The sequence below is a fragment of the Streptomyces sp. CNX435 genome (assembly GCF_059570575.1).
The window spans coordinates 183,792-206,682 of sequence record NZ_JCANTA010000003.1; the positions used below are offsets into that span (position 1 = coordinate 183,792).

Below are 22,891 nucleotides of genomic sequence, written 5' to 3' on the forward strand. Positions count from 1 at the left end.
GGACTCCCGACCATGGACACGATGCGCGAGCGCTTCGCCTCCGTCACCTCCCGGCTGCTGGACGAGGACCCCCGGCTGGCCGTCGTGCTCGCCGAGATCGGCACCGACGGCTTCGCCGCCGCGGGCCGGCGGCACCCGGACCGCGTGATCAACGTCGGCATCCGCGAGCAGTTGCTCGTCGGCGTCGGCGGCGGGCTCGCCCTGGCCGGGATGCGCCCGGTCCTGCACACCTTCGCCAGCTTCCTCGTGGAGCGCCCCTTCGAGCAGGTCAAGCTCGACCTCGGGCACCAGGACGCGGGCGCGGTGCTGGTCAGCGCCTACGGCTCGTACGACTGGCCGGCCGGCGGCTACACGCACATGGCGCCCGGGGACGTGGCGCTGCTGGACACCCTCGACGGCTGGACGGTGCACGTGCCCGGCCACCCGGACGAGGCCGGGACGCTGCTGCGGCACGCGGTCGCCGCGGGCGACGACAAGGTATACGTACGGCTGTCCGAGCAGACGAACGCCGCGGGCCGGCCCGTCACCGGCGCGGGGTTTCTGACCGTGCGCGAGGGCCGCGGGGGCGTGGTCGTGGCGGTCGGCCCGGTGCTCGACGACGTGCTCGCCGCGACCGAGGGCCTGGACGTGACGGTGCTGTACGCCACGACCGTGCGCCCCTTCGACGCCGCCGCGCTGCGGGCCGCGGTGGGCACGGGGCGCGCCGCGGACGTCGTCCTGGTCGAGCCGTACCTCGCCGGCACCTCCACGGCGTACGCGAACGACGCGCTGGCCGACGTGCCGCACCGGGTGCTGGGGCTGGGCACCGCGCGGCGCGAGCTGCGGCGCTACGGCACGGTCCCCGAGCACGTGCGCGCCCACGGGCTGGACGCGGCGTCGCTGCGCGAGCGGATCGCGGCGTTCACGGAGGCGCCCGGCGGCGTACCGGCGGCGGCATGAGCCGCGGGCCCCGGCGCCTCAGGACTCCCCGGCCAGCTCCGGGTGCTCCGCGAGCAGCCGGGGCGGGGCCGCCTGGCGCCAGGAGTCGGCGACGATGATCTGCAGCTCGTCACGGTCGTCCAGGGCCGCGATCCGCACCCGTACCCAGGCGAACGACGCCTCGTGGTCGGCGATCCAGAACTTCTCCGGCTCCGCCAGCGCCAGCTCGTCCCGCTCCGCCTTGGGACAGCGCACCGCGAACGACGTCTCGTCCTCCGGCAGGGTGAGGAACATCTTGCCCTTCACCCGGAACGTGGGCATGCCCCACGCCATCTTCTCCGCGGTCTGCGGCAGCGCCAGGGCGGTCTCGCGTACGTCCTCGGCGGTGAGGGTCATCGGTGCTACCCCGTCGTCGTCTCACACGTGCTTGTCGAGCCAGCCGAGCAGGTCGGCCTGGACCTCGTCGCGGTTCGTCTCGTTGAGGATCTCATGGCGGGCCCCGGGGTACGCGCGCCAGGTCGGCTCGCGCAGCCCCGCGTAGCGGAAGTCCTCCAGCAGCTCGGCGACGTGCGTGAGGCCCTGGTTGCACGGGTCCTGCTCGCCGACGGCGATGTGCACGGGCAGGTCGACCGGGATCCGGGCCACGTTGTACGGGTCGTTGACCTTCCGGGTACCGAGCACCCAGCCCAGCGACAGCGCGACGTCGAACGGGAAGCCGCAGCGCTCGTCGGCGACGTAGGCGTCGACCTCTGCCGCGTCGCGGGAGAGCCATTCGAAGCCGGTGCGGTGCTCGTACGGGTCGTTGAACGACGCGAAGATCTCCGGGACGAAGTCCGAGCGCCCGCCGCGCCCGCGCCCGGCGGCCTCCCCCGCCAGCCGGCGCACCGCGGTCTCGGTCTCCACGCCGGGCAGGCTGCGCAGGATGCCGGTCAGCACGAGGCCGGCCAGTCCCTCGCCGTGCTCCTGGGCGTAGTCGCGGGCGAGCATCGAGCCCATGCTGTGGCCGAGGAGGACGAAGGGCAGCCCGGGGTGGTCCGCGCGCAGCCGGTCGCCGACGGCGGTGAGGTCGCCGACGACGGCGCGCCAGGGGTCCGCGTCGCCCGTGCCGGTGACGCCGTAGCCGCCGGTGGCGGCGGCGGTGGCGGTGGCGCCGTGGCCGCGGTGGTCGGAGGCGACGACGCCGTAGCCGTGGGCGGTGAGGAAGCGGGCGAACCGGTCGTAGCGCAGGCCGTGCTCCGCGGCGCCGTGCACGATCTGCACCAGCGCCCGCGGCCGGCCGCCGCCGGGCAGCCAGGTGTACGTGGAGACGGGGGTGCCGTCCCCGGCCTCAAGGGTGTCGGAGTGCATGCGGCTCGCCTTCCTCGCGGTCGATCGGTGCGGTTCGGTGCGGCGGGGTGCGGCGGGGTGCGGGAGCTTCCGGCTCCAGCCTCTCCCGGTGGGGCGCCGGGCACCATGATGCTCTTATGGATGTCAGTCGCCGAAGGAGATCACAAGGTGGTCTTCCACGGGTACGTAGCCGAGCCGCCGGTACAGGGCGTTGCTGGTGGGGTTGGCGAGGTCGGTGAAGAGGAGTACGTCGCGGACGCCGGCGGCCAGCGCCGCGCGGCTCACGGCGGCGGTGGCGGCGGCCGCGTAGCCGCGGCGGCGCAGCGGCGGCGGGGTGTAGACGGGCGCGACACGGGCCATGCCGGCGACGGTACGGGTGATGCCGGCGTACGACACGGGCCGGCCGCCGTCCTCCCAGAGCGTCGCCCCGCCGTACGCGAGCCGGTCGGCCACGGCGCGGGCCGCGTCGCCGGCGCCGCCGCCGGACTCCACGCCGAACTCCCGGGTCCAGTCCACCAGCAGGTCCCGGGCGTCCCCGGTGGCGGGCCTGGAGCGCCCGGACGGCGCCGGGTCCGGGGGCACCAACTCCCCCAGCCGGTACAGCCGGTGCCGGTCCTCGACGGTGCCGGCCGCGCCGGTGCGCCCGGTCCAGGCCGCGGCGAACGCCTCGGCCGCCGCCTGCCCGGCGTTGACGCCCGAGGTCGGCAGCCCGGCGGCGGCGCGCAGCTCCGCCAGCTCGGCCGCGGCGGACGGGGGCATACGGGCCAGCAGCAGCGGCATCGGCGGGGTACCGAGGTACGCCCCGGCCACCCGGCCGTCCGGGGCACGCCACCAGCCGAACTCCGGCGGCTCGTCGCCGTACCGGTCGAGGCCCGCGGCGGTGAGCGAGGCGGTCGCCGTCAGCAGGACGGTGTGCGGGGCGGGGTCGGCGCGCAGGAACGGGCCGGCGGCGGCGGTGAAGGCGTCGAGGTCGTGCGTCATCGTCCAGCTCATGCCCCACCCTGCACCGCCGCCGCGTGCCGGCGCACGTGCATTTCCGCGCCCCGGTCCGGGTGTTGAGCGCACGCCCGGACCGGAGGGCGTGAAGCCGCCCCGCCGTTCCGGCCCCGGCTCAGGGCTGCGGGACGCCCGGCTGCTCCACCTCCTGGATGCCCGGCGTGCCCGCCGCCACGTGGATCCGGGCGCGGGTGAGGACGGGCGCGCCGGGGGTGGAGACGTACGGGACGACGCGGTAGTCGGTGCGCCAGTGCTCGCGGGTCACCTCGCAGACGCCGTAGCCGCGCTGGACGTTGTGGAACTTCATGTGCGGGTTCTCCTGCAGCCAGACCCGGCCCCACTCGTCCTGGTCCGAGCCGTTGCCGCCGGAGCTCACGGAGGTGCCGAGGAACTCGACGCCGACGGTGGCGGAGGCGGGGTCGTCGAAGTCGTGCTTGAGGTCGGCGGCGACGCTGCGGTGGGCGTCGCCGGTGACGACGACGAAGTTGCCGATGCCGCGCTTCTCGACGCCGTCGAAGAGGCGCTGCCGCGCGGCGGCGTAGCCGTCCCAGGTGTCCATGCCGAACGCCTGCTCGATGCCCTCGGCGGAGTCGCCCTGCATGGTCATGATCTGGTTGGCCATCACGTCCCAGGTGGTACGCGACCGGGTGAGCCCGTCGAGCAGCCAGGCCTCCTGCTCGGCGCCGAGCATGGTGCGCTCCGGGTCGAGCCGGTCGTCGCAGTCGAACTGCCGGCCGTCGCCGCACGCCTGGTTGTCGCGGAACTGGCGAGTGTCGACGACGTGGAACTGGGCGAGGGTGCCGTAGGGCAGCCGGCGGTAGAGCTGCATGTGCGGTCCGGCGGGCAGGGAGGAGCGGCGCAGCGGCAGGTTCTCGTAGTACGCCTGGAAGGCCGCCGCGCGCCGGGCCGCGAACTCGGCGCCGCCGACGTCGTCGCCGTCGAGGCCGTCGGCCCAGTTGTTGTCGACCTCGTGGTCGTCGAGCACGACGATCCACGGGTGGGCGGCGTGCTCGGCCTGCAGGTCGGGGTCGAGCTTGTACTGGCCGTAGCGCACCCGGTAGTCGGCGAGCGAGTGGATCTCGCGGGCGGGCAGGTGGCCGCGGCCGATGGTGCCCTGGCCGCTGCCCTCGTAGATGTAGTCGCCGAGGTGGACGACGACGTCGACGTTCTCCTCGGCGAGGTGGCGGAAGGCGGTGAAGTGACCGTCGGGGTAGTTCTGGCAACTGATGAAGGCGAAGGCCATCGAGGCGATGGCGGCGCCGGCGGCGGGCGCGGTCCTGGTGCGCCCGACGGCGCTGACCTCGCCGCCGGCACGGAAGCGGTACCAGTACTCCCGGTCCGGCTCCAGCCCCCGGACCTCGGCGTGTACGGAGTGGCCCAGCTCCGGCACGGCCTGCTCGACCCCGGAGCGCCGGATCCGCCGGAAGCCGGGGTCCTCGGCGACCTGCCAGTACACCGGCACCTTGGCCCCGGGCATGCCGCCCCGGCCGTCCTCCGCCAGCGGATCGGGCGCGAGCCGGGTCCACAGCACGATCCCGTCGGGCGCCGGGTCGCCGGAGGCGACGCCGAGGGCGAACGGGTCGCCGCGGAAGCGGGGATCGGCCCACGCGGGGGCGGCGGACAGGGCGGCGATCGGCAGCGCGGCGGCGAGCGACATCCCGGACGAGAGCGCGAGGAACCGGCGGCGGCTGAATCCCGGAGTGCTGGGGAAACGAGACAAGGGGGCCTCCCAGTGAGCGGTGCCTTGTGTCCTGAGCGACGCATGGGGGGCCACACCAACATAGGGGCGCGCGGGCACAGTTGTGCACCTCTGCGGCGGACACGGATGGACCACGCGCGGCGCGGTGACGCTCTGTCTCATATCGCTCGGCACATTCCGTCGTAGGTATAGCCAAAGAAGATGCGAACAGGTTGCCGCAGGCATGCGCACGGGCAGGTACGGCCCGTCACTGTCGATTCCTGGCCCCGAGGAGACAGAACATGACATCCAGGAAGAACAGGAGTGGCGCAAGGTTTGACGAAACGACCCCAATGGAGGTCACTTTTCCGCCGATCTCGTGTCGGATTCCGGCCCTGTTGCACGCCGAGGCGGCGGGCCTGGACGACCACATCATCGCCTGGGCCCGGCGCGCCGACCTGATCCGCGACGGAATGGCCGCCGCCCGCTTCCACCGCGCCGGTTTCGGCCGGTTCGCCGCCACCGTCTACCCCCGCGCCGGCCAGCTGGAGCTGGTCGCCGAGTGGCAGCTCTACAACTGGATCGTGGACGACCAGCTGGACGAGGGCCACGTCGCCCGCACCACCGCCCAGCGGCAGCACACCGCCGACGCGCTGAGCGCCCAGCTCGACCCCGACCTCGACGCGCCGGCGCCGGCCGGCCCCCTCGCCGCCGCGCTCGCCGATCTGTGGGAGCGTACGGCCAAGCCCCTCTCCCACGCTTGGCGCGAGCGGTTCGCCGCGCACTACCGCGACTTCCTCGCGTTCACGATCCTCCCGCACACCGAACCGGGCCGGATCGCCCACCAGTCGCTCGCCGACTTCCAGCGCCGCCGGCGGCTCAACTCCGGCTGCGAGATGAGCTTCGACCTGATCGAGCCCGCGAACCTCACCGAGCTGCCCGCCGTCGTCGCCGTCAGCGACGCGTACCGGGCCGTCCGGGTCGCCGCGAACGACGTCATCTCCTGGACCAACGACATCTACTCGGTGCACAAGGAGATCGCCCGCGGCGATCACGACCACCTAGCCGCCGTGCTCCGGCGCCTCTGCGGCGGCACCTGGCAGGAGGCCCTCGACGAGGCGGCGGCCAGGGTCGAGGAGCGTACCGAGGACTTCGTGTCCGCCTGCCGGGACGTACGCGCCATGCGGCCGCTGTCCGGCCTCGACGCCGAACGGTGGGCGGTGGTCGACGCGTCGCTCGCCGATCTGGGCCACTGGATCGCCGGCAGCCTCCAGTGGCACGGCTGGTCGCCGCGCTACCGGGAGGTGGTCGCCACGAGGGTCGGCACCGCGCCCGCGTACATAGAGCCGCACCTCGTCTAGCGGCGCCTCAGTACCCGCGCCACCACGCGACCAGTGTCCGCCACAGCGACGGCCGCCGCCGCCTGCCGGCCGCCGTGCGCGGCCCGGCCGGGTGGCCGTTGGAGTGCGGCTGCGCGTGCGGCTGCGCGTGCGCCTGTGACTCGGGGGCGGGGGCCTGGGCCCCGGGACCCGGCGCGGACGCGCTCGCCACCGCGGCCGGCACCCGCTCCCCCGCCGCCGGTACCCCGTTCGCGGGCACGGACGGCCCCGGGACGACCGCGGCCACCGGCGCGCCGGCGGTCGCCCGCGCGCCCGGCTTGACCGGGGTGAACTCCACGGGCAGCTCGACCAGCTCGCGGGAGAGCAGCGACGTACGGTGCTTCAGCTCCTGCTCCGCCACCGCCAGGCTCAGGTCCGGCAGCCGCGCCAGCAGCGTGTCGATCCCGGTGTCGGCGATGGCCCGGCCGATGTCCTGGCCGGGGCACTCGTGCGGGCCGCCGCTGAACGCCAGGTGCGAGCGGTTGCCGTGCACCGGCAGGGCGAGGTCGGGGCGGATCTCGGGGTCGAGGTTGCCCGCGGCCAGGCCCAGGATCAGCAGGTCCCCGGCCTTGATCTGCTGGCCGGCCAGCTCCGTGTCCCCGGTGGCGTACCGCCCGTAGACGGCGGAGAACGGCGGCTCGTCCCAGAGCACCTGTTCCAGCGCGTCCGGCAGCGTCATGTGGCCGCCGGCCAGGTTGCCGCGGAAGCGGGTGTCGGTGAGCACCATGCGCAGCGTGTTCGCGATCAGGTTGGCGGTGGTGGAGTACCCGGCGATCAGCACCAGCCGCAGGTGCTCGACCAGCTCGTCGTCGCCGAGCCCCGAGTCGTGCGCCACCAGCCAGGAGGCGAAGTCGTGCCCGGGCGCCGCCTGCTTGCGCGCCACCAGGTCGCGCAGCGTCCGCACGATGTGTTCGTTGCTCGCGATGGCGGTCTCGGAGCCCTTGACCATGTCCCGTGCGGCCTCGACCAGCTGCGGGCCGTACGACTCGGCCATGCCGAGGGCCTTCGTCATCACCAGCATCGGCAGGTGCTCCGCGAACTGGCCCACCAGGTCCGCCCGGCCGGTGGGCGCGAACTCGTCGATGAGCTGGCCGGCGAAACGGGTGACGTAGCGTCGGATGCCGTGCCGGTCGAAGCGCTTCATGCTGTCGGTGACCGCGGAGCGCAGCCGCCGGTGCTCGGCGCCGTCGACGAAGGAGCACATCGGCACCCAGGTCACCAGCGGCAGCAGCGGGTTGTCGGGCCCGACCTGGCCGTCCCGCAGGAAGCGCCAGTTGCGGGAGTCGCGGGAGAAGCGCGTCGGGTTGCGGGTGACGTCCAGCAGCTCGCGGTAGCCGAGGACCAGCCACGCGGGCAGATCGCCGTTGACCAGGACGGGGGCGACCGCGCCGTGCTCGGCGCGCAGCTCCTCGTACAGGCCGTACGGGTTCGAGGCCGCCTCGGGGCCGTGCATACGGGCCGGGCCGCCCGCCCCGCCGGCGTGCGCGGGGCAGCCCGGCGGCGCGGCGGGAGCGGTGTCGGCGGGAGCGGTGTCGGGGGCCGGAGCAGCCGGGGCGGCGGCCGGATCGGGTGGCCCGGCGTGCGGTACGGGGTCGGAATCGGTCGTCACGACGCCTCCGTGGTCAGAGCGATGGAGTGCAGGAAGCGCACCAGGGACTTGAGGACGCTGCGGGAGGACTCCCGGTCGCGCGCGTCGCAGGTGATGAGCGGTACGTGCGCGGGGAGGTCGAGCGCGGCGCGTATCTCGTCGAGGGAGTGGTGGGGGGCGTCCGGGAAGCGGTTGACCGCGACGAGGAAGGGCACGCCGCCCTCCTCCAGCCGGCCGAGCACGTCGAAGCAGGCTTCGAGGCGGCGGGTGTCGACCAGGACCACGGCGCCCAGGGCGCCCTCGAAGAGCCCCTGCCACAGGAACCAGAAGCGCTGCTGGCCGGGCGCACCGAACAGGTAGAGCACCAGCCGGTCGTTGAGGCTGATCCGGCCGAAGTCCATGGCCACGGTCGTCTCGCTCTTGTCCGGCACGCCGGCGAGGTGGTCCACGCCCTCGCCGGCCCGGGTCATCGTCTCCTCGGTCGTCATCGGCTCGATCTCGCTCACCGCGCCGACCATGGTCGTCTTCCCGACGCCGAAGCCGCCGACGACCACGACCTTCACCGACGTCGTCGCCGAGGCCGGCAGGAGGTCCTCGCTGCGCGGACCCACGACGGCGTCAAAGCTGTTCGAGTCCATCCATTACTTCCTCGAGGAGTCGCAGGTCTGCCACGGGCGGCACGGAAGAGCGGATCTCGACCGCACCCTCCGCCATCAGGTCCGCTACGAGCACCGCCACCGCGCTGAAGGGCAGGCGCAGATAGGCGGTCAGCTCGGCGACGGACAGCGGCGCGCGGCACAGCCGGACGATGGCCGCGCGCTCGTGTTGCATCCCGGGCGCCGGCTGCGCCCGCGAGATGACGAGGGTGACCAGGTCGAGTGCCCCCTCGGCGGCGGTGCCGCTGCGCCCTCCGGTGATGACGTAGAGCCGTTCGGGACCGTCGTCGGGCCACTCGTGGTCCGCATCGTTCATAAGGCCTGTCCGTCGCTCCGCGGAGGACTTGTCAGGTGTGCCCCGATGCGTGCGACGAGATCGCGCATGCGCTGGCCCATCAGGCCGGCGTCGACCCCTTCGTCGGCCGCGACCGCCAGATACGCTCCGGCACCCGCGGCCATGAGATAGAAGAAGCCGCCGCTGACCTCGATGACCAGCATCCGCATCTTGCCGTTGCTGTCCGGGAACACGCTGGCGATCGACTTCGCCAGGCTCTGCAGCCCGGCACAGGCGGCCGCAAGCCGGTCGGCGGTGTCCGGCTCCGTGCCGTGCTGTGCCATTCGCAGCCCGTCGGAGGACAGGACCACGACGTGCCGGGTCTCGGGGACGCTCTCGGCCAGATCCCGGAGCATCCAGTCCATGTCCGCTCGCTGCGCCACGTCAGCCCTCCTCGCCCGATGATGGATTCGACGGTTCCGCTGCTCCGTCGCCGCGCGATGGGCGGGCGGAGCGTTCCGGGCGTATCTCCGCGCCCTCGCCGGGGGCGGGTCTCCCCGGTTCCCGCGCCTCCCCGCCGACGGGGGTGGGCCCGGCGTCCTCGGCCGGGCCCTCGCCCTCGAGTCCGCGGGTGAACTCGCCGAGCCACAGGCCCGGCTCGACGGCGCCGCTCTCCGCGCGGCCGTTCTCGGTCCCGGCCGGGTACGCGGTGGCCGTACGCCGGCCGGCCACTCCGCCGGCCGCGGGGGTGGCCGGCGGCGCTGCCGGGGCCCGGCGGCGGCGCTGCGGCAGGTTGCCGGAGACCGGCCCGGCGTGCGCGGGCGGCGAGGGCTGCGGGCCCGCCTGCCGCGAGGGCGGCACCCGGTCCGTACCGTGCCGGACGCCTTCGCGGGTGCCGGTGCTCCCCGCGACCCCCGCGGTGCGCAGTGGCCGCGGCCCGGAGGTGGCGCCGATGCCGTGGGCGGCGCCGGTGGCGGGCGTGGTGGTGAGCAGGACCTGCGGCACGACGAGCACCGCGCGGACGCCGCCGTACGCGGACGGGCGCAGCGAGACGCGGAAGTCGTACGTCTGCGCCAGCCGGCCGACGACCGCGAGCCCGAGCCGCGGCGTCTCGCCGAGGTCGTTGAGGTCGATGCCGGCCTGGGCCTCGGCGAGCATGCGCTCGGCGCGCTCGCGCGCCTCCTCGCTGAGACCCACGCCGCCGTCCTCGATCTCGATGGCGACACCGGACTGGACCTCGGTGGCGGACAGATGGACCTTGGCGTGCGGCGGCGAGTAGCGGGTGGCGTTGTCGAGGAGTTCGGCGACGGCGTGGATCAGCGGCTCGACGGCCGAGCCCACGACGGCGACCTCGGCCACCGGGTGCAGCTCGACCCGCTGGTAGTCGATGATGCGGGACATGCCGCCGCGCAGCACGCTGTAGAGGGCGATGGCCTTGCCCCACTGACGGCCGGGGCGGTCTCCGCCGAGCACGGCGATGCTGTCGGCGAGCCGGCCGACCAGGGCCGTGCCGTGGTCCAGCTTGAGCAGGTCGGCGAAGAACTCGTGCCGCCGGCCGTGCCGGTCCTCCATCTCCCGCAGGCTGCGCGCCTGCTGGTGGATGATGGCCTGCACCCGGCGGGCGATGTTGACGAATCCGCGCTCGGCGGAGACGCGCAGGTCCTCGGCGTTCTGCACCGCCTCGACGACGGAGCGCAGCGCGGTCGCGTGGGCGGCGCGCACCTGCGGGCTCAGCGACTTCTCCGCCTCTGCGTCCGTCAGCACTTCCTCGGCGTACTCGCCCCGCTGCAGCCGGGCGACGGCCTGGGGCAGCAGCCCCGCGAGCCGCACCATCTCGGCTTCCTGGGCGGCGAGCCGGCGCTCCCACGCCGCCTGGTGCTCGGCGTGTCTCGCGTACAGCTCGCTGGCGGCCCGTCCGCGGCGCTCGGCCGCCGCGGCGGCGAGCGCGACGACGAGGGCGGCGACGACGCCGCACACGGCGACGGGGGTGCGCGCGTCCGCGGGGACGAGCGGCAGGGCGATGGCCGTGCTCACGACCACGACGGCGGTGGGTATCAGCCACCAGCGGACGAAGCCCGTGCGCCGGGCGCCGGAGGCGGGTCCCGCTGGATCCATCAGCATCCTCAGGGTCGAACGACTGTGTGACGCCAAGCGATCACGCTGAGCATCGCAAGCAGCTTAGTGCGCTCCGCTTGCCGCGGGCATAGGTTCGCAGCATGTCCAACTAACGCCCGTTTGACATTAGTTGACGGCCACTCAGCAAACCGGTTCCGACCGCTTTTCAGCTCTTACCGAGCAGTTCGAGCACATCGGCGTCCGACAGCTGCTCGAAGTCGTCGTACCAGAGGCCGACCGCGCCGAACCCCGCCGGCGTGTACAGACACGTCACGTCGTCCGCCTCGCTCCGTACGGCCCGCAGCCCGTCCGCGGACGCCACGGGCACCGCCAGCGTGAGGCGGGCGGGCCCCGCCGCCCGCACCGCGCGCAGCGCCGCGCGGGCGGTCGCGCCGGTGGCGAGCCCGTCGTCCACGACGACGACCCAGCGCCCGGCGAGCGCGGGCGCCGGCCGGCCGCCCCGGTAGACCTCCTCGCGGCGGCGCAGCTCGGCGCGCTCCCGCTCGACGGTGGGCGCCAGATCACCGGCGGTGAGCCCGGCGGCGGCGAGCGCGTCCGGGTCGTAGAGCGGCGGGGCGTCGCCGGCCACCGCGCCGAGCCCGTACTCCGGGCGGCGCGGATGGCCGATCTTGCGGACGAGCAGGACGTCGAGCGGGGCGCCGAGGGCACGCGCGACCTCGTACGCGACGGGCACACCGCCGCGCGGCAGCGCGAGCACCACGGCCGCCGGCGGAGAGCCGGCGGCGGGCGGCGGGCCGACGGGCACAGGGCCGGCCGCGGGCCGGCCGTCCCGCAGCCGCCGGGCGAGCGCGCGGCCCGCCTCCGTGCGGTCCTCAAAGCGCATGATCCCGCTCCGTCGGGGTCCCCCCGGTCACGTCATATTGTGCGACGCCCCGGGCGGGTACGCACCTCGCGCGGCGCTCGTACGGGGCCCGGGGGCGGCCCACGCCGCGGACGGGGGCGGTGGACGGGGGGCCGGGGGCGGCGGGCGGCGGGCTCGCCGTCAGCGGGCTCGCCGTCAGCGGCGGCGCAGGTGCACCACCGTGGCGTCGAGGTCGCCGGCCAGCCCCGTGTGCAGCCCGCGGTGCGCGAGCACCGCGCCCCGCAGCACCGAGCCCGGCTCGCCGCCGGCCAGCACCTCGTACTCCGCACCGGTGTCGAGCGCGGCGAGGCGCAGCGGCGGCAGCGGCTCGTTGTAGCGCTGCGCCTGCAGCCAGGCGAGGACGACGACTTCCTCCGCACGCCCGGGGTCGTCGCCGAGGACGTACTGCACCGCGGTCAGGCCCTCCTGCGGCGCGCGCAGCCGGTACAGCCGGCCGAGCTGCACGGCGGGGCGGATGCGCTTGTACAGCTCCACCCACCGCCCGGCCTCGGCCAGCTCCTCCGCACTCCACCGCGCGAGGTCGCCGCCAACGCCGAGCACCCCGGCCATGGAGCTGACGAAGCGGTAGCGCAGGCTGCTGACGCGGCCCTGCATCTGCTCGTTGGGGCTGTCGGTGACCCAGGCGGCCGTGACCCGGGCGGGGTGGATCTGGCCGATGCCGTGCTGGATCGGCAGCCGGTCGAGCGGGTCGGTGTTGTCGGAGGTCCACACCTGGTCCGTACGGGACAGGATGCCGAGGTCGATCCGGCCGCCGCCGCCCGAGCAGGACTCGAAGGCGACGTGCGGGTGCGCGGCGCGCAGCTGGTCCAGCAGGTCGTAGAGCCCGTGCACGTGCGGGACGGAGGGGTCGGTGGGGGCGCCCGGCTCGGTGAGGGAGCGGTTGAAGTCCCACTTGACGTAGTCGATGGGCGCGGAGCGCAGCAGCCCGTCGAGCTGCTCCCACAGATATGCCCGGACCTCGCGCCGGCCGAGGTCGAGCATCAGCTGATGGCGGAACTCGGTGCGCCGGCGGCCCGGCCGGTGGTGCACCCAGTCAGGGTGGGCGCGGTAGAGGTCGCTGTCGGGGTTGACCATCTCCGGCTCGACCCAGATGCCGAAGTGCATGCCGAGGCCGTGGACCTCGTCGGCGAGTGGCTTCAGCCCGTCGGGGAAGCGGTCGGGGTTGGGCGTCCAGTCGCCGAGCCCGGCCCGGTCGTGGGTGCGTGCGCCGAACCAGCCGTCGTCGATGACGAACAGCTCGACGCCCATCGCCGCGGCCCGGCGCGCCAGCTCGCGCTGGTGGCCCTGCTCGACGTCGAACCCGGTGGCCTCCCAGGAGTTGTAGAGGACGGGCCTGGGGATGTGCGCGTCCGGTACGACGTGCGCGAGCTGCCAGGCGTGCCAGGCGCGGGACGCGGCGCCGAAGCCGCCCGCGGCGTAGAGCCCGGCGAAGACGGGCGCGGTGTACGACTCGCCGGGCGCGATCCGGACCAGCCCGGAGTCGTCGTGCCCGGCGCCGCCGACGGCCTGCACGACGCCGTCGGGGAGCTGCTGCACGGCGATGCGCCAGGACCCGGACCACGCCAGCGCGCAGCCGTAGACCTCGCCGTGTTCCTCGTCCGCGGTGCCGTCGTCGAGGGCGATCCAGGGCAGGTGGCGGTGCGAGGTGTGACCGCGGCGGCTGCCGATGACGGTCTCGCCGGGGGTCAGCTCGGCGCGGGCGAGCAGGCTCTCGGCGCCCCAGCGGCCGTGCAGGTGGGACAGCCGGCGGCGGTCGGCGCGCGGCAGGGTCCAGGCCGCGGAGTCGAGCCGCAGCAGGTCCAGCGCGGGGTCGTCCGGGCCGCCCTCGTGGACGGCGGTGGCCCAGCGCTCCAGCACGTCGGCACCGGCGCGCATGCGGTAGTGCAGGGTGACGGCGAGGCGGTGCACGGGGTCGTGGAAGGCGAGGCGCAGCTCGTCGCCGGCGGTTTCGGCGCCGCGGAACTCCCACTCGCTGCCGCGGCTGCCCGGTCCGGAGGCGCCGGCCACGGCGCGTACGGACAGCGCGGGCCGTACGAAGCGGGCGCCGCCCTCGACGGGATACTCCTCACGGCCGTCCAGGCGGGACTCGAAGGAGCGGGTGCGCGGCAGCTTCTCGGCGGCCAGCGCCTCGGCGTCGGCGAGCGTGAGCCGCGGGCCCCAGTGGAGGTGCAGCAACTCGTCATGCCGGGTCAACCGCAGGGCGTAGCTGCTCTCCGGACCCGACAGCAGCCAGATCCGACCGTTCCCACCGACCTCGACCATCTCGTCTCCCATAACTCAACAGAGATACACAACATCGCAGCCGGGAGGGTGCTTGTCCAGCGTGCGTGTGTCGTACTGTCGAAGGGTTGTCCCACGCCATGCCAGGGAGATCCGATGACGCAGACCACGGAGCCCGAGCTGACCGGTGTCCGCAACTTCCGCGACGTCGGCGGGCTGCCCACCGCCGGCGGCGGACGGACCCGGCACGGCCGGCTCTACCGCAGCGGGCACCTGGCCCACGCCACCGCCGAGGACACCGCCTTCCTCGGCTCGCTCGGCCTGCACACGGTCTTCGACTTCCGCAACGACGCCGACATCCGCCTCGACGGCCCCGACGTCGACCTGCCCGGCGTACGGAACGTCAACCTGCCGCTCAACGACCCGGCCGAGGGCAAGGAGTTCTGGAAGCTGGTCCGCGACGGCGACATACCGACGCTCCGCTCGCTGCTCGGCGACGGCAAGGGCGCGGCCCTCATGGAGGACTCGTACCGCGACATGATCCTGGGCCGCAACGCGGAGCACTCCAGGGTGCTGCACACCCTGGCCGACGGCGCCACGCCCGCCCTGCTCCACTGCGCCGCGGGCAAGGACCGGGCCGGGCTGACCATCGCGCTCGCGCTGCTCGCCGTGGGCGTCGAGCGGGAGGCGATCGAGTCGGACTACCTGGAGTCCAACGCGCAGCACCGGCGCTACCGGGTCCGGCGCGGCGAGCGGGCCCAGGGCGGCACGTCGCCGGAGGTGATGGAGCTGCTGAGCCCGCTGTTCGACGCCCGGGCGAGCTACCTGGGCGCGGCGTTCGACACGATCGCCGGACGCTGGGGCGGCGTCGAGCGCTACCTCCGCGAGGGGCTGGCGCTCAGCGACGCGACCCGCGAGCGGCTGCGCAAGCGCCTGGTGACCTCCTGAGGGCCGCGGCTGCGGGCGGCGTAACAACGACGCCCCGCGGCCGGCCCGCTCAGCGGCCGGAGACCGCCTGCTTGGCCAGGGTCCTGCCGAACTCCCAGATCAGCCCGCCGCCCGCGTGCGCCTCGTCCATCAGGGCCGTGAACGCGTCCAGGAACCGCCGCACCTCCGCCTCCCCGATCACCAGCGGCGGAAGCAGCTTGATGACCTCCTGCCGGTCGCCCGAGACCTGGGTGAGGATGCGGTGGCGCTGCAGCAGCGGTACCACGATCAGCTGCGCGAACAGCCCCTTGCGGGCGGCCTGGAGCAGTGTCCAGCGGCCACGCAGCTTCAGTGACGCGGGCTTGCCGAACTCGATGCCGATCATCAGCCCGCGGCCACGCACGTCGTGCAGCAGCTCGTACCGGTCGATCAGCCCGGCGAGCTTGCCGCGCAGCATGTCGCCGGTGTGCCGGGCGTTCTCGACGAGCTTGTCGTCCGCCAGCACGTGCAGGGTGGCGAGCCCGGCGGCCATGGCGGGCGCGTTGGTGCCGAAGCTCGCCGAGTGGACCAGCACGCGGTCCATCGAGGAGTAGACCTTCTTGAAGATCCACTCGCGGCCGAGGGTGGCGCCGACGGGCACGTAGCCGCCGGACAGCGCCTTGGCGAGGCAGACGAGGTCGGGCTCGACGCCCTCCTCGTGCTGGTACGCGAAGAACTCGCCGGTACGCCCCATGCCCGTCTGCACCTCGTCGGCGACCAGCAGCCCGCCGTGCTTGTGCAGCAGCTCCCGCGCCGCGCGCAGGTACCCGGGCGGCGGCGCGTGTACGCCCTTGCCCTGGATCGGCTCGACCACGAGCGCCGCGACGTCGCCGGCGCGCAGCTCCCGCTCCAGCGCGTCGAGGTCGCCGAGCGGGATCGCGGTGTCCGGCAGCAGCGGCGCGAAGCCGTCGCGGAAGGCATCGACGCCGTTGACGGAGAGCGAGCCGGTGGTCAGCCCGTGGAACGCCTGGTCGCAGTAGAGGACGCGCGGCTTGCCGGTGGCGTAGCGGGCGAACTTCAGCGCCGTCTCGACGGCCTCGGTGCCGCTGTTGGAGAAGAACACCCGGTCCAGGTGCGGCGCCTGCGCCAGCAGCTTCTCCGCCAGCAGCCCGGGCAGCGGCTGGCAGTCGAAGCGGGTGAGGTCGGCGAGGTCCAGGTCCAGCACGTCGTGCAGGGCCTTGCGGACCACCGGGTGGTTGCGGCCGAGGCCCATGACGCCGAAGCCGGCGAGGAGGTCGAGGTAGTCCCGGCCCTCCTCGTCGTAGAAGTACGCTCCCTGGCCGCGTACGTACGTCTTGTCGAAGCCCAGCGTGTGCAGCATTCGCGGCAGCTGGTGGTTGAGGTACCGGGCGTGCAGGTCGTAGCGCTCTCCCCCGCGCTCGGCCAGCAGCGCCCCGATGTCGAAGCTCATCGGGTGCTTTCTTCCCTCTGTTCGGGTACGGGCCGGCTCCCCGGCCCGGGCTAGCGACCTCTCATTCTCCTCCCCCTCGCACTCCGCCCCGGGTGCGATTGCCCGCGACCGTCTCCTTGGCAGCGCGCAGCGACTCCTTCAGCGAGGTCGTGGTGGCAAGGATCGAGGTCGGCTCGTATCCGCAGTGGGCCATGCAGTTGGCGCACCGGGGGTCCTTGCCGCGCCCGTACTTCTCCCAGTCGGTCTCGTCGATCAGTTCCTGATAGGTCGGCACGTAGCCGTCGCTCATCAGGTAGCAGGGGCGCTGCCAGCCGAAGAGCGAGTAGTTGGGGATGGCCCAGGCCGTGCACTGGAAATCGACCTTGCCCTCCAGGAAGTCGAGGAACAGCGGGCTGTGGTTGAGCCGCCAGCGCTTGCGGTTGCCGTCGGAGAAGGCCTTCTTGAACAGCTCGCGCGTCTGCTCGACACCGAGGAAGTGCTCCTGGTCGGGAGCCTTCTCGTAGGCGTACGCGGGGGAGATCATCATCTCGTCGACCTGGAGGTCGTCGTTGAGGAAGTTGAGCACCTCGACGATGGTCTGCGGGGTGTCGGTATTGAAGAAGGTGGAGTTCGTGGTGACCCGGAATCCGCGCTTCTTGGCCTCCTTCATCGCCTCGACGGCCTCGTCGAAGACGCCTTCCTTGGCCACCGACTCGTCGTGCCGCTCGCGCAGCCCGTCGATGTGCACGGCGAAGGCGAAGTAGGGCGAGGGCTTGAACTTGTCGAGCTTCTTGCGCAGCAGCATGGCGTTGGTGCACAGGAAGACATACTTCTTGCGGGCCACGAGCTGTCGCACGATCTCGTCGATCTGCGGGTGCATCAGGGGCTCGCCGCCCGCGATCGAGACCATCGGCGCGCCCGACTCCAGCACCGCTCCGACCGCCTGGGCAACCGGCATACGCTGCTTGAGCACGCCCGCCGGATGCTGGATCTTCCCGCATCCCTCGCACTTGAGGTTGCAGGCGAAAAGCGGTTCGAGCTCCACGATCAGCGGGAACTTCTCCCGCCTCTTGATCACCTTCTGGGTGAAGAGATAGCTGGCGACCTTGGCTGACTGACGGAGTGGCATGACCATCAGGCTCACCTCCAGGGGAGCTTCACATTGCGGTGCCATTCGAAAAAAGCAGGAAGAAGAGAGCTGAGCACGCGGTACGCGGTGATGCCACCGCGCAGCGTTCCGAATCGGACGAGTTCATGCTCGGGCGCGTCGACCACCACCCGGACGGCGGCGACGGGCCGCGGCCCCGCCGCCCTGGCGGCCGTGCGCAGGGTGGCGGCGGACTCCATGTCGACGGCGACCGCGCCGCGCTCGCGCAGCCGGGCCCGGCGGGCGGCGCCGCGTACGACGTGGTCGGTGCCCAGCAGCAGCCCGGTGTGCACCCGGGCGTCGAGGAGCGCGAGGGCGTCGAGGAGCGGCCCGTTGTCCGGACAGCCGGTGGCCTCGGCGCCCTCCCGGTCCGCCCGGACGGCGTCGGCGACGACGACGTCGCCCGGGCGCATGTCCGGCAGTAGCCCGGCGCAGAAGCCGGCGGCGATCACGGGCGTGCCGTGGAACGCGTCGTCCGCGAGCCGGCGGGCCACCGCACGCTCCGCCCGCTCGGGACCCATTCCGGTGCGCAGTACGGCGACCGGACCCGCGCCACCGGCCGCGCCCTCGGCGGGGCCGGTGCCCGACCTGAGCGCCCGGCGTTCGATGCCGAGCGCGCAGACGACGAGCAGCGGCGCGGGTGAGTCGGGCATCAGACCTCCCGGCCGTCACCGGCGCCCGGCGCCCGGCCGGTGGTCGCGGACAGGTAGCGGCCGAGTGCGGTGAGCGGGAAGACCATCCGGTACAGGTGGTAGTTGATGGAGAAGTCCCACGGGAAGCCGGTGCCGGTGAACTGCGGCTCGTCCCAGGACCCGTCGGGCTGCTGGGTACGCGCCAGCCAGGCCACCCCGCGCTCGACGGCCTCGCTCTCGTGCTCACCGGCGGCCAGCAGCGCGAGCAGCGCCCAGCCGGTCTGCGAGGCGGTGGAGTCGCCGCGGGCGATCCACTTCGGGTCGGGGTAGGAGCGCAGGTCCTCGCCCCAGCCGCCGTCCTCGTTCTGCACGCTCTCCAGCCAGGTGACGGCCCGCCGGATCGCCGGGTGCGCCGTGGGCAGCCCGGCGGCGACGAGCGCGGGCACCGCCGACCCCGTGCCGTACACGTAGTTGACGCCCCAGCGGCCGAACCAGCCGCCGGCGGCCTCCTGCTCGGCGAGCAGCCAGGCGACGCCGCGGCGAGCGTGCGGGTCCTGGCCGAGCTTCTCGCCGGCGAGCATCTCCACGACGTGCGCGGTGACGTCGGCCGACGGCGGGTCGATGACCTCGCCGAAGTCGCAGAAGGGCAGCTTGTTGGGGAGGATCGAGGTGTTGTCCACGTCGAACGCGCCCCACGCGCCGTCCTTCGACTGCATGCCCGCCAGCCAGCGGACGGCGCGCTCCACGGCGGCGTCGACGCGCGCCTGGTCGGGATGTGCGACGCGGCGCAGGGCGAGCACGACCTCGGCGGTGTCGTCGGTGTCGGGGTAGTTGTCGTTGTGGAACTCGAACGCCCAGCCGCCGGGGGTGAGTCCGGGGCGCCGTACGGACCAGTCGCCGGTGGCCAGCACCTGTTCGGCGAGCATCCAGTCGGCGGCCCTGACGAGCTGGGGGTGGTCGGCGGGCACCCCGGCGTCGGCCAGCGCGATGGTCGCCAGGCAGGTGTCCCAGACCGGGGACTGGCACGCCTCGATCATGCGGACCGGGCCGTCGTCGCGAGTGTCTCCCGTATCACTCGCGCCGTCGGTGTCCGCCGCCGCCGGCTTCGCCGCTCCCGTCCCCACCGCCGTGCCGGTGCCGTCGGACCAGACCGCGAAGCGGTCCAGCGACTCCAGCCCGGCCTTCAGCACCGGATGGTCGAGGTCGTAGCCGAGCAGGTGCAGGGCGATGACGGAGTAGACGGCGGGCGGCTGGATGCCGCCCCAGCAGCCGTCGCTCTCCTGCCGCTCGATGATCCAGCGGGCGCAGCTGCGCAGCGCCGCCTTGCGCAGCGGGCGCAGCGCGACCTTGCGGTACGCGTGCAGCGCCCGGTCCAGCCGCTGGAAGACGCCGTCCCAGGTCGCGGGCGACGCCCGCGGCCGCGGCGGGCTGGGGTCCGCGGGGTCGGCGTGCAGCTCGTCGAGGGTGAACGGGCGGGGGCGCACGGGGCGCTTGGCGGAGACGACGGTGAGCGGCACGATCGTCTGCCGGGCCCAGCAGGCGAAGTCGTAGATGTTCAGCGGGAACCAGGACGGCAGGTAGATCAGCTCGGGCGGCAGCTCCGGCAGGTCCTCCCAGCGCCACCAGCCGAACAGCGCGAGCCAGATGCGGGTGAAGACCCGGGTGGCGGCGACGCCGCCGTGTGCGCGCACCCAGGCGGCGGCCTGCGCCATGTGGGGCTCGTCGGGCGCGTCGCCGGCGAGCCGCAGCGCGACGTACGCCTCGACGGTGGCGGACAGGTCGCCGGGGCCGCCGTGGAACGTCGCCCAGGCGCCGTCCGGGCCCTGCCGGCCGCGGACGAAGCGGGCGGCGGCCCGGGTGGTGTGCTCGTCACGTACGCCCAGGAACTCGCGGAGCAGCAGGTCCTCGGCGTCCATGGTGACGTTGGTCTCCAGGTCTCCCTTCCACCAGCCTTCGACGGCCTGCCGGCCGAGGAGGTTGGCGCTCGCCCGCTCGACCGCCTGCTTCACGGCCAGTAAGGCCGCCGCCCCTTGGGGGGCGGTGTCGGCTGCGTGGCCGCCATCGGCAGTGGCTTTCATGCACACCCCTTTTCGAAGGGACGTCCGGACGCGGGGCCCGGGCGTCGGTGTCAGTGCCGGCGTACGACGACGAAGTCGGCGAGGGCGACGAAGCGCTCGCGGATCTCGTCGGGCATCTTCACCCCGTCCAGCGAGGCGAGAGCGCTCTCATGCTGCCTTTGTGCCTCCTCCTGAGTCCACCGGCGTCCCCCGGCTTCTTCGATCAATGCGGCCCGGGCCGCGAATTCTTCCTCGTCGAAACCGTTTTCCGCATCGGTATTCCGGTCGTCGGCGCGTTTCGCGTCGGCGGCGAGCACCGACGCCAGCTCGGCGGAGGCCGGGCCGCCGGCGGCGAGCGCCGCGCACACCGGCAGCGACTTCTTGCGCTGGCGCAGGTCGCTCCAGGTCTGCTTGCCGGTGACGGCGGGCTCGCCCCAGATGCCCAGCACGTCGTCGACGGCCTGGAAGGCCAGGCCCACATGGAGGCCGTAGCGCTCGAACGCGTCGGCCGCCTCGTCGCCCGCACCGCCGAGCACGGCGCCGACGGAGCAGGCGCACGCGAGCAGCGCCCCGGTCTTGTTGCCCTCCATCTCCAGGCACTCGGCGACCGAGACGCTCTCGCGGTGCTCGTACGCGATGTCCTGCGCCTGGCCGTCGATGAGCTTGCGGGTGGCGGTGTTGAGCCGCCGGGCGGCGCGCGCCGACTCGGGCGTGCCCGGCTCCAGCAGGAGTTCGCCGGCGAGCGCGAAGAGCGCGTCGCCGACGAGGATGGCCTGCGCGGGGCCGTGCACCTTCCACACCGTGTCCCGGTGGCGCCGCTGCTCGTCGCCGTCCATCAGGTCGTCGTGCAGGAGGGAGAAGTTGTGCACCAGCTCGACGGCGACGGCGCCCGGGACCCCGGTCTCGGCGGAGGCGCCGGCGGCCTCGGCGGCGAGCAGCGCGAGCGCGGGCCGTACGGCCTTGCCGCCGTCCGCCTCCGCGGGGTTGCCCCCTGCGTCGATCCAGCCGAAGTGGTAGGCGGCGACGGTGTCCATGGGGGGGACGAGCCGGTCGACCACGGACCGCAGCACGGGGTTCGTCAACGCCCGGGCGTGGTCCAGCAGGGCCAGCACGGCGGCGGCGCCGGGGTCGGCCGCGCTGTCGGTGTCCGGTTCAGGACGGGGCACGTTCTCTCCTTGCGATGACGGATCTCACACTGCTTCCAGCAGGTTCCGCGGCACTTCGCGGCCCAGGCCACCGAGGGTCTCGCGGACCGCGGCGAGGCCGCTGAGAACGGCGCTCTCCATGGTCGCGGGCCATCCGGTGGCGGTCCACGCCCCGGCAAGTACAAGGCCGGGCACGTGGGTTCGGGGCCCCGGGCGCAGCCGGCCGACGCCGGGAGCGGGGGCGAAGGTCGCGGTGCGCTCGCGGGTGACGAAGAAGTCGCGTACCCCGGCGCCGCGGGCGGCGGGGAGCAGCTTCACCAGCTCGGGGAGGTAACGCTCGCGCAGCTCGGCGACGGGCCGTTCGATGTCGTCCTGCGCGGCGGACTGGGACACGGCCACGTACTGACAGCCCCGGCCGTCGGGGGTGCCGGCGAGGCCGGAGGCATCCGTGCGGTCGAAGATCCACTGCACCGGCGTGCCGATCGCGGCGACGAACGGGGAGTGCAGCACCTTGCGGTCGTACACGACGTGCAGGTTGAGGATCGGCGCGGTGCCGATCTGCAGCAGCCGGTCCTTGTGGTCGAGCGCGCCGGCCGGCAGCAGCCCGTGCGTCTCGCGCTGCGGTACGGCGAGGACCACGGTGTGGGCGTCGAGGGTCGTCGCGCCGGTCCGGTCCGCGCGTTCGGGTCCGGCCGCCACGCCGACCTGCCAGCCGCCGTCCGGCGTACGGCGCAGCTCGGTGGCGCGGGTGCGCAGCAGGATGCGGACGCCGGCCCGCTTGAGCCGGCGGCGGGCGAGGGTGTCGTGCAGCTCGCCCAGGGGTACGTGCGCCCAGCCGATGTCGGCGCCGCCACGCTCGGTGAGCAGCCCGGTCCGGAACACCATCGCGGCCAGCCCCAGGGAGGCGTCCGGGGCGAAGGCGTTGAGGGTGGCGACGCCGACCAGGTCCCACAGCGCCTCGACGGCACGCGGCGACTGTCCGTGCCGGTGCAGCCAGCCGGCGAAGTCCACGCCGTCCAGGGCGGGGTCGGCCGGGTCGAGCCGCTTCATGGCCAGCGCGGCGCGGCCCACGCTCGCGCGCTCGGCGAGCGACAGGTGCGGGTAGCGGGCGAGGCTGGCGGCGAGGTGCAGCGGCACGGGCAGGTCGGCACGGCCGAGCCGGCCGGTGCGCGGTCCCGCGCCCCTGCGGGCCGGCGTGGCGGCGTCGAGCACGGGTACGTCGAGGCGGTCCTGCAGCGGCGCCAGCCCGCTGCCGCCGACCTCGTCGAGGAACCACCGGTACGCGGCGCAGCAACGCAGGTAGACGTGCTGGCCGTTGTCGACGGTGAGGTCGCCGCGGCGGAAGGAGAACGCGAGCCCGCCCAGGCGCGGCCGGCCTTCGAGGAGCGTCACGTCGAGCCCGGCGTCAGCGAGTCCCATCGCGGCGGTCATCCCGGCGAGTCCGCCGCCGACGACCACGGCCCGCGGCGTCCGGTCGGGGCCGGAGTCAGCCATCACCGACCACCTCCCACCCGTAGCGCC

General features: G+C 73.9%; 20 protein-coding genes. 3 read left to right on the top strand and 17 right to left on the bottom strand.

The genetic code is table 11. The features are described from left to right. Window positions 1-12 precede the first annotated feature (12 nt). Window positions 13-939, top strand: coding sequence for a transketolase family protein (locus T328_RS07290; RefSeq protein WP_496495061.1), 927 nt, complete (start codon window positions 13-15; stop codon window positions 937-939). Window positions 940-957: 18 nt separating this feature from the next. Here the strand turns inward: T328_RS07290 and T328_RS07295 are convergent, their stop codons facing one another. The 4 genes from T328_RS07295 to T328_RS07310 form a co-directional block, all read right to left on the bottom strand. Continuing rightward, window positions 958-1,314 (bottom strand): MmcQ/YjbR family DNA-binding protein, encoded by a 357-nt coding sequence (locus tag T328_RS07295; RefSeq protein ID WP_496495062.1) that lies wholly within the window; start codon window positions 1,312-1,314, stop codon window positions 958-960. Window positions 1,315-1,335: 21 nt separating this feature from the next. Further along, window positions 1,336-2,265: an alpha/beta fold hydrolase gene (locus T328_RS07300; RefSeq protein ID WP_496495063.1), complete on the bottom strand. Its 930-nt coding sequence runs from the start codon at window positions 2,263-2,265 to the stop codon at window positions 1,336-1,338. A gap of 123 nt (window positions 2,266-2,388) precedes the next feature. Continuing rightward, on the bottom strand, window positions 2,389-3,237 hold the full coding sequence (locus T328_RS07305; protein WP_496495064.1) for a GNAT family N-acetyltransferase: 849 nt from the start codon (window positions 3,235-3,237) through the stop codon (window positions 2,389-2,391). A gap of 118 nt (window positions 3,238-3,355) precedes the next feature. After that, entirely contained in the window at window positions 3,356-4,960 is a 1,605-nt protein-coding gene (locus T328_RS07310; RefSeq protein ID WP_496495065.1) for an alkaline phosphatase D family protein, read from the bottom strand. Window positions 4,961-5,316: 356 nt separating this feature from the next. Between T328_RS07310 and T328_RS07315 the strand changes: the two genes are divergently transcribed. Beyond that, window positions 5,317-6,279, top strand: coding sequence for a terpene synthase family protein (locus tag T328_RS07315; protein ID WP_496495066.1), 963 nt, complete (start codon window positions 5,317-5,319; stop codon window positions 6,277-6,279). A gap of 7 nt (window positions 6,280-6,286) precedes the next feature. On the opposite strand, the gene T328_RS07320 is transcribed toward T328_RS07315, so the two are convergent. The 7 genes from T328_RS07320 to T328_RS07350 form a co-directional block, all read right to left on the bottom strand. After that, entirely contained in the window at window positions 6,287-7,750 is a 1,464-nt protein-coding gene (locus T328_RS07320) for a cytochrome P450 (RefSeq protein WP_496495370.1), read from the bottom strand. Between the two features lie 152 nt (window positions 7,751-7,902). Further along, entirely contained in the window at window positions 7,903-8,523 is a 621-nt protein-coding gene (locus T328_RS07325; RefSeq protein ID WP_496495067.1) for a GTP-binding protein, read from the bottom strand. After that, window positions 8,504-8,857 carry a DUF742 domain-containing protein gene (locus tag T328_RS07330; protein WP_496495068.1) on the bottom strand — a complete coding sequence of 118 codons (354 nt, stop codon included), beginning with the start codon at window positions 8,855-8,857 and terminating at the stop codon, window positions 8,504-8,506. The genes T328_RS07325 and T328_RS07330 overlap by 20 nt, the downstream gene beginning before the upstream one ends. Then, window positions 8,854-9,240 carry a roadblock/LC7 domain-containing protein gene (locus tag T328_RS07335; protein WP_496495371.1) on the bottom strand — a complete coding sequence of 129 codons (387 nt, stop codon included), beginning with the start codon at window positions 9,238-9,240 and terminating at the stop codon, window positions 8,854-8,856. The genes T328_RS07330 and T328_RS07335 overlap by 4 nt, the downstream gene beginning before the upstream one ends. Window positions 9,241-9,259: 19 nt before the next feature. Continuing rightward, window positions 9,260-10,930 (bottom strand): ATP-binding protein, encoded by a 1,671-nt coding sequence (locus T328_RS07340; RefSeq protein ID WP_496495069.1) that lies wholly within the window; start codon window positions 10,928-10,930, stop codon window positions 9,260-9,262. Window positions 10,931-11,096: 166 nt separating this feature from the next. Further along, window positions 11,097-11,774 carry a phosphoribosyltransferase gene (locus T328_RS07345; protein ID WP_496495070.1) on the bottom strand — a complete coding sequence of 226 codons (678 nt, stop codon included), beginning with the start codon at window positions 11,772-11,774 and terminating at the stop codon, window positions 11,097-11,099. Between the two features lie 174 nt (window positions 11,775-11,948). Then, entirely contained in the window at window positions 11,949-14,075 is a 2,127-nt protein-coding gene (locus T328_RS07350; protein WP_496495071.1) for an alpha-galactosidase, read from the bottom strand. Window positions 14,076-14,189: 114 nt separating this feature from the next. On the opposite strand from T328_RS07350, the gene T328_RS07355 reads away from it, so the two are divergent. Continuing rightward, window positions 14,190-14,981 (top strand): tyrosine-protein phosphatase, encoded by a 792-nt coding sequence (locus tag T328_RS07355; RefSeq protein ID WP_496495072.1) that lies wholly within the window; start codon window positions 14,190-14,192, stop codon window positions 14,979-14,981. Between the two features lie 49 nt (window positions 14,982-15,030). Here the strand turns inward: T328_RS07355 and T328_RS07360 are convergent, their stop codons facing one another. From T328_RS07360 to hpnE, 6 genes are all read right to left on the bottom strand, one after another. Continuing rightward, the gene (locus tag T328_RS07360) at window positions 15,031-16,410 is read right to left on the bottom strand and encodes an aspartate aminotransferase family protein (RefSeq protein WP_496495073.1); all 1,380 of its coding nucleotides are present in this window, start codon (window positions 16,408-16,410) and stop codon (window positions 15,031-15,033) included. Window positions 16,411-16,471: 61 nt separating this feature from the next. Beyond that, window positions 16,472-17,524 carry an adenosyl-hopene transferase HpnH gene (hpnH, locus tag T328_RS07365; RefSeq protein WP_496495074.1) on the bottom strand — a complete coding sequence of 351 codons (1,053 nt, stop codon included), beginning with the start codon at window positions 17,522-17,524 and terminating at the stop codon, window positions 16,472-16,474. A gap of 5 nt (window positions 17,525-17,529) precedes the next feature. Continuing rightward, complete coding sequence (locus T328_RS07370; RefSeq protein WP_496495075.1) at window positions 17,530-18,189, bottom strand: phosphorylase family protein; 660 nt, start codon at window positions 18,187-18,189, stop codon at window positions 17,530-17,532. Further along, window positions 18,189-20,246, bottom strand: a complete 2,058-nt coding sequence (shc, locus tag T328_RS07375) for a squalene--hopene cyclase (RefSeq protein ID WP_496495076.1) — start codon at window positions 20,244-20,246, stop codon at window positions 18,189-18,191. The genes T328_RS07370 and shc overlap by 1 nt, the downstream gene beginning before the upstream one ends. Window positions 20,247-20,296: 50 nt before the next feature. Beyond that, window positions 20,297-21,391: a polyprenyl synthetase family protein gene (locus T328_RS07380; RefSeq protein WP_496495077.1), complete on the bottom strand. Its 1,095-nt coding sequence runs from the start codon at window positions 21,389-21,391 to the stop codon at window positions 20,297-20,299. 24 nt (window positions 21,392-21,415) lie between these two features. Then, window positions 21,416-22,864 carry a hydroxysqualene dehydroxylase HpnE gene (gene hpnE / locus T328_RS07385; protein ID WP_496495078.1) on the bottom strand — a complete coding sequence of 483 codons (1,449 nt, stop codon included), beginning with the start codon at window positions 22,862-22,864 and terminating at the stop codon, window positions 21,416-21,418. Window positions 22,865-22,891: the final 27 nt, after the last annotated feature.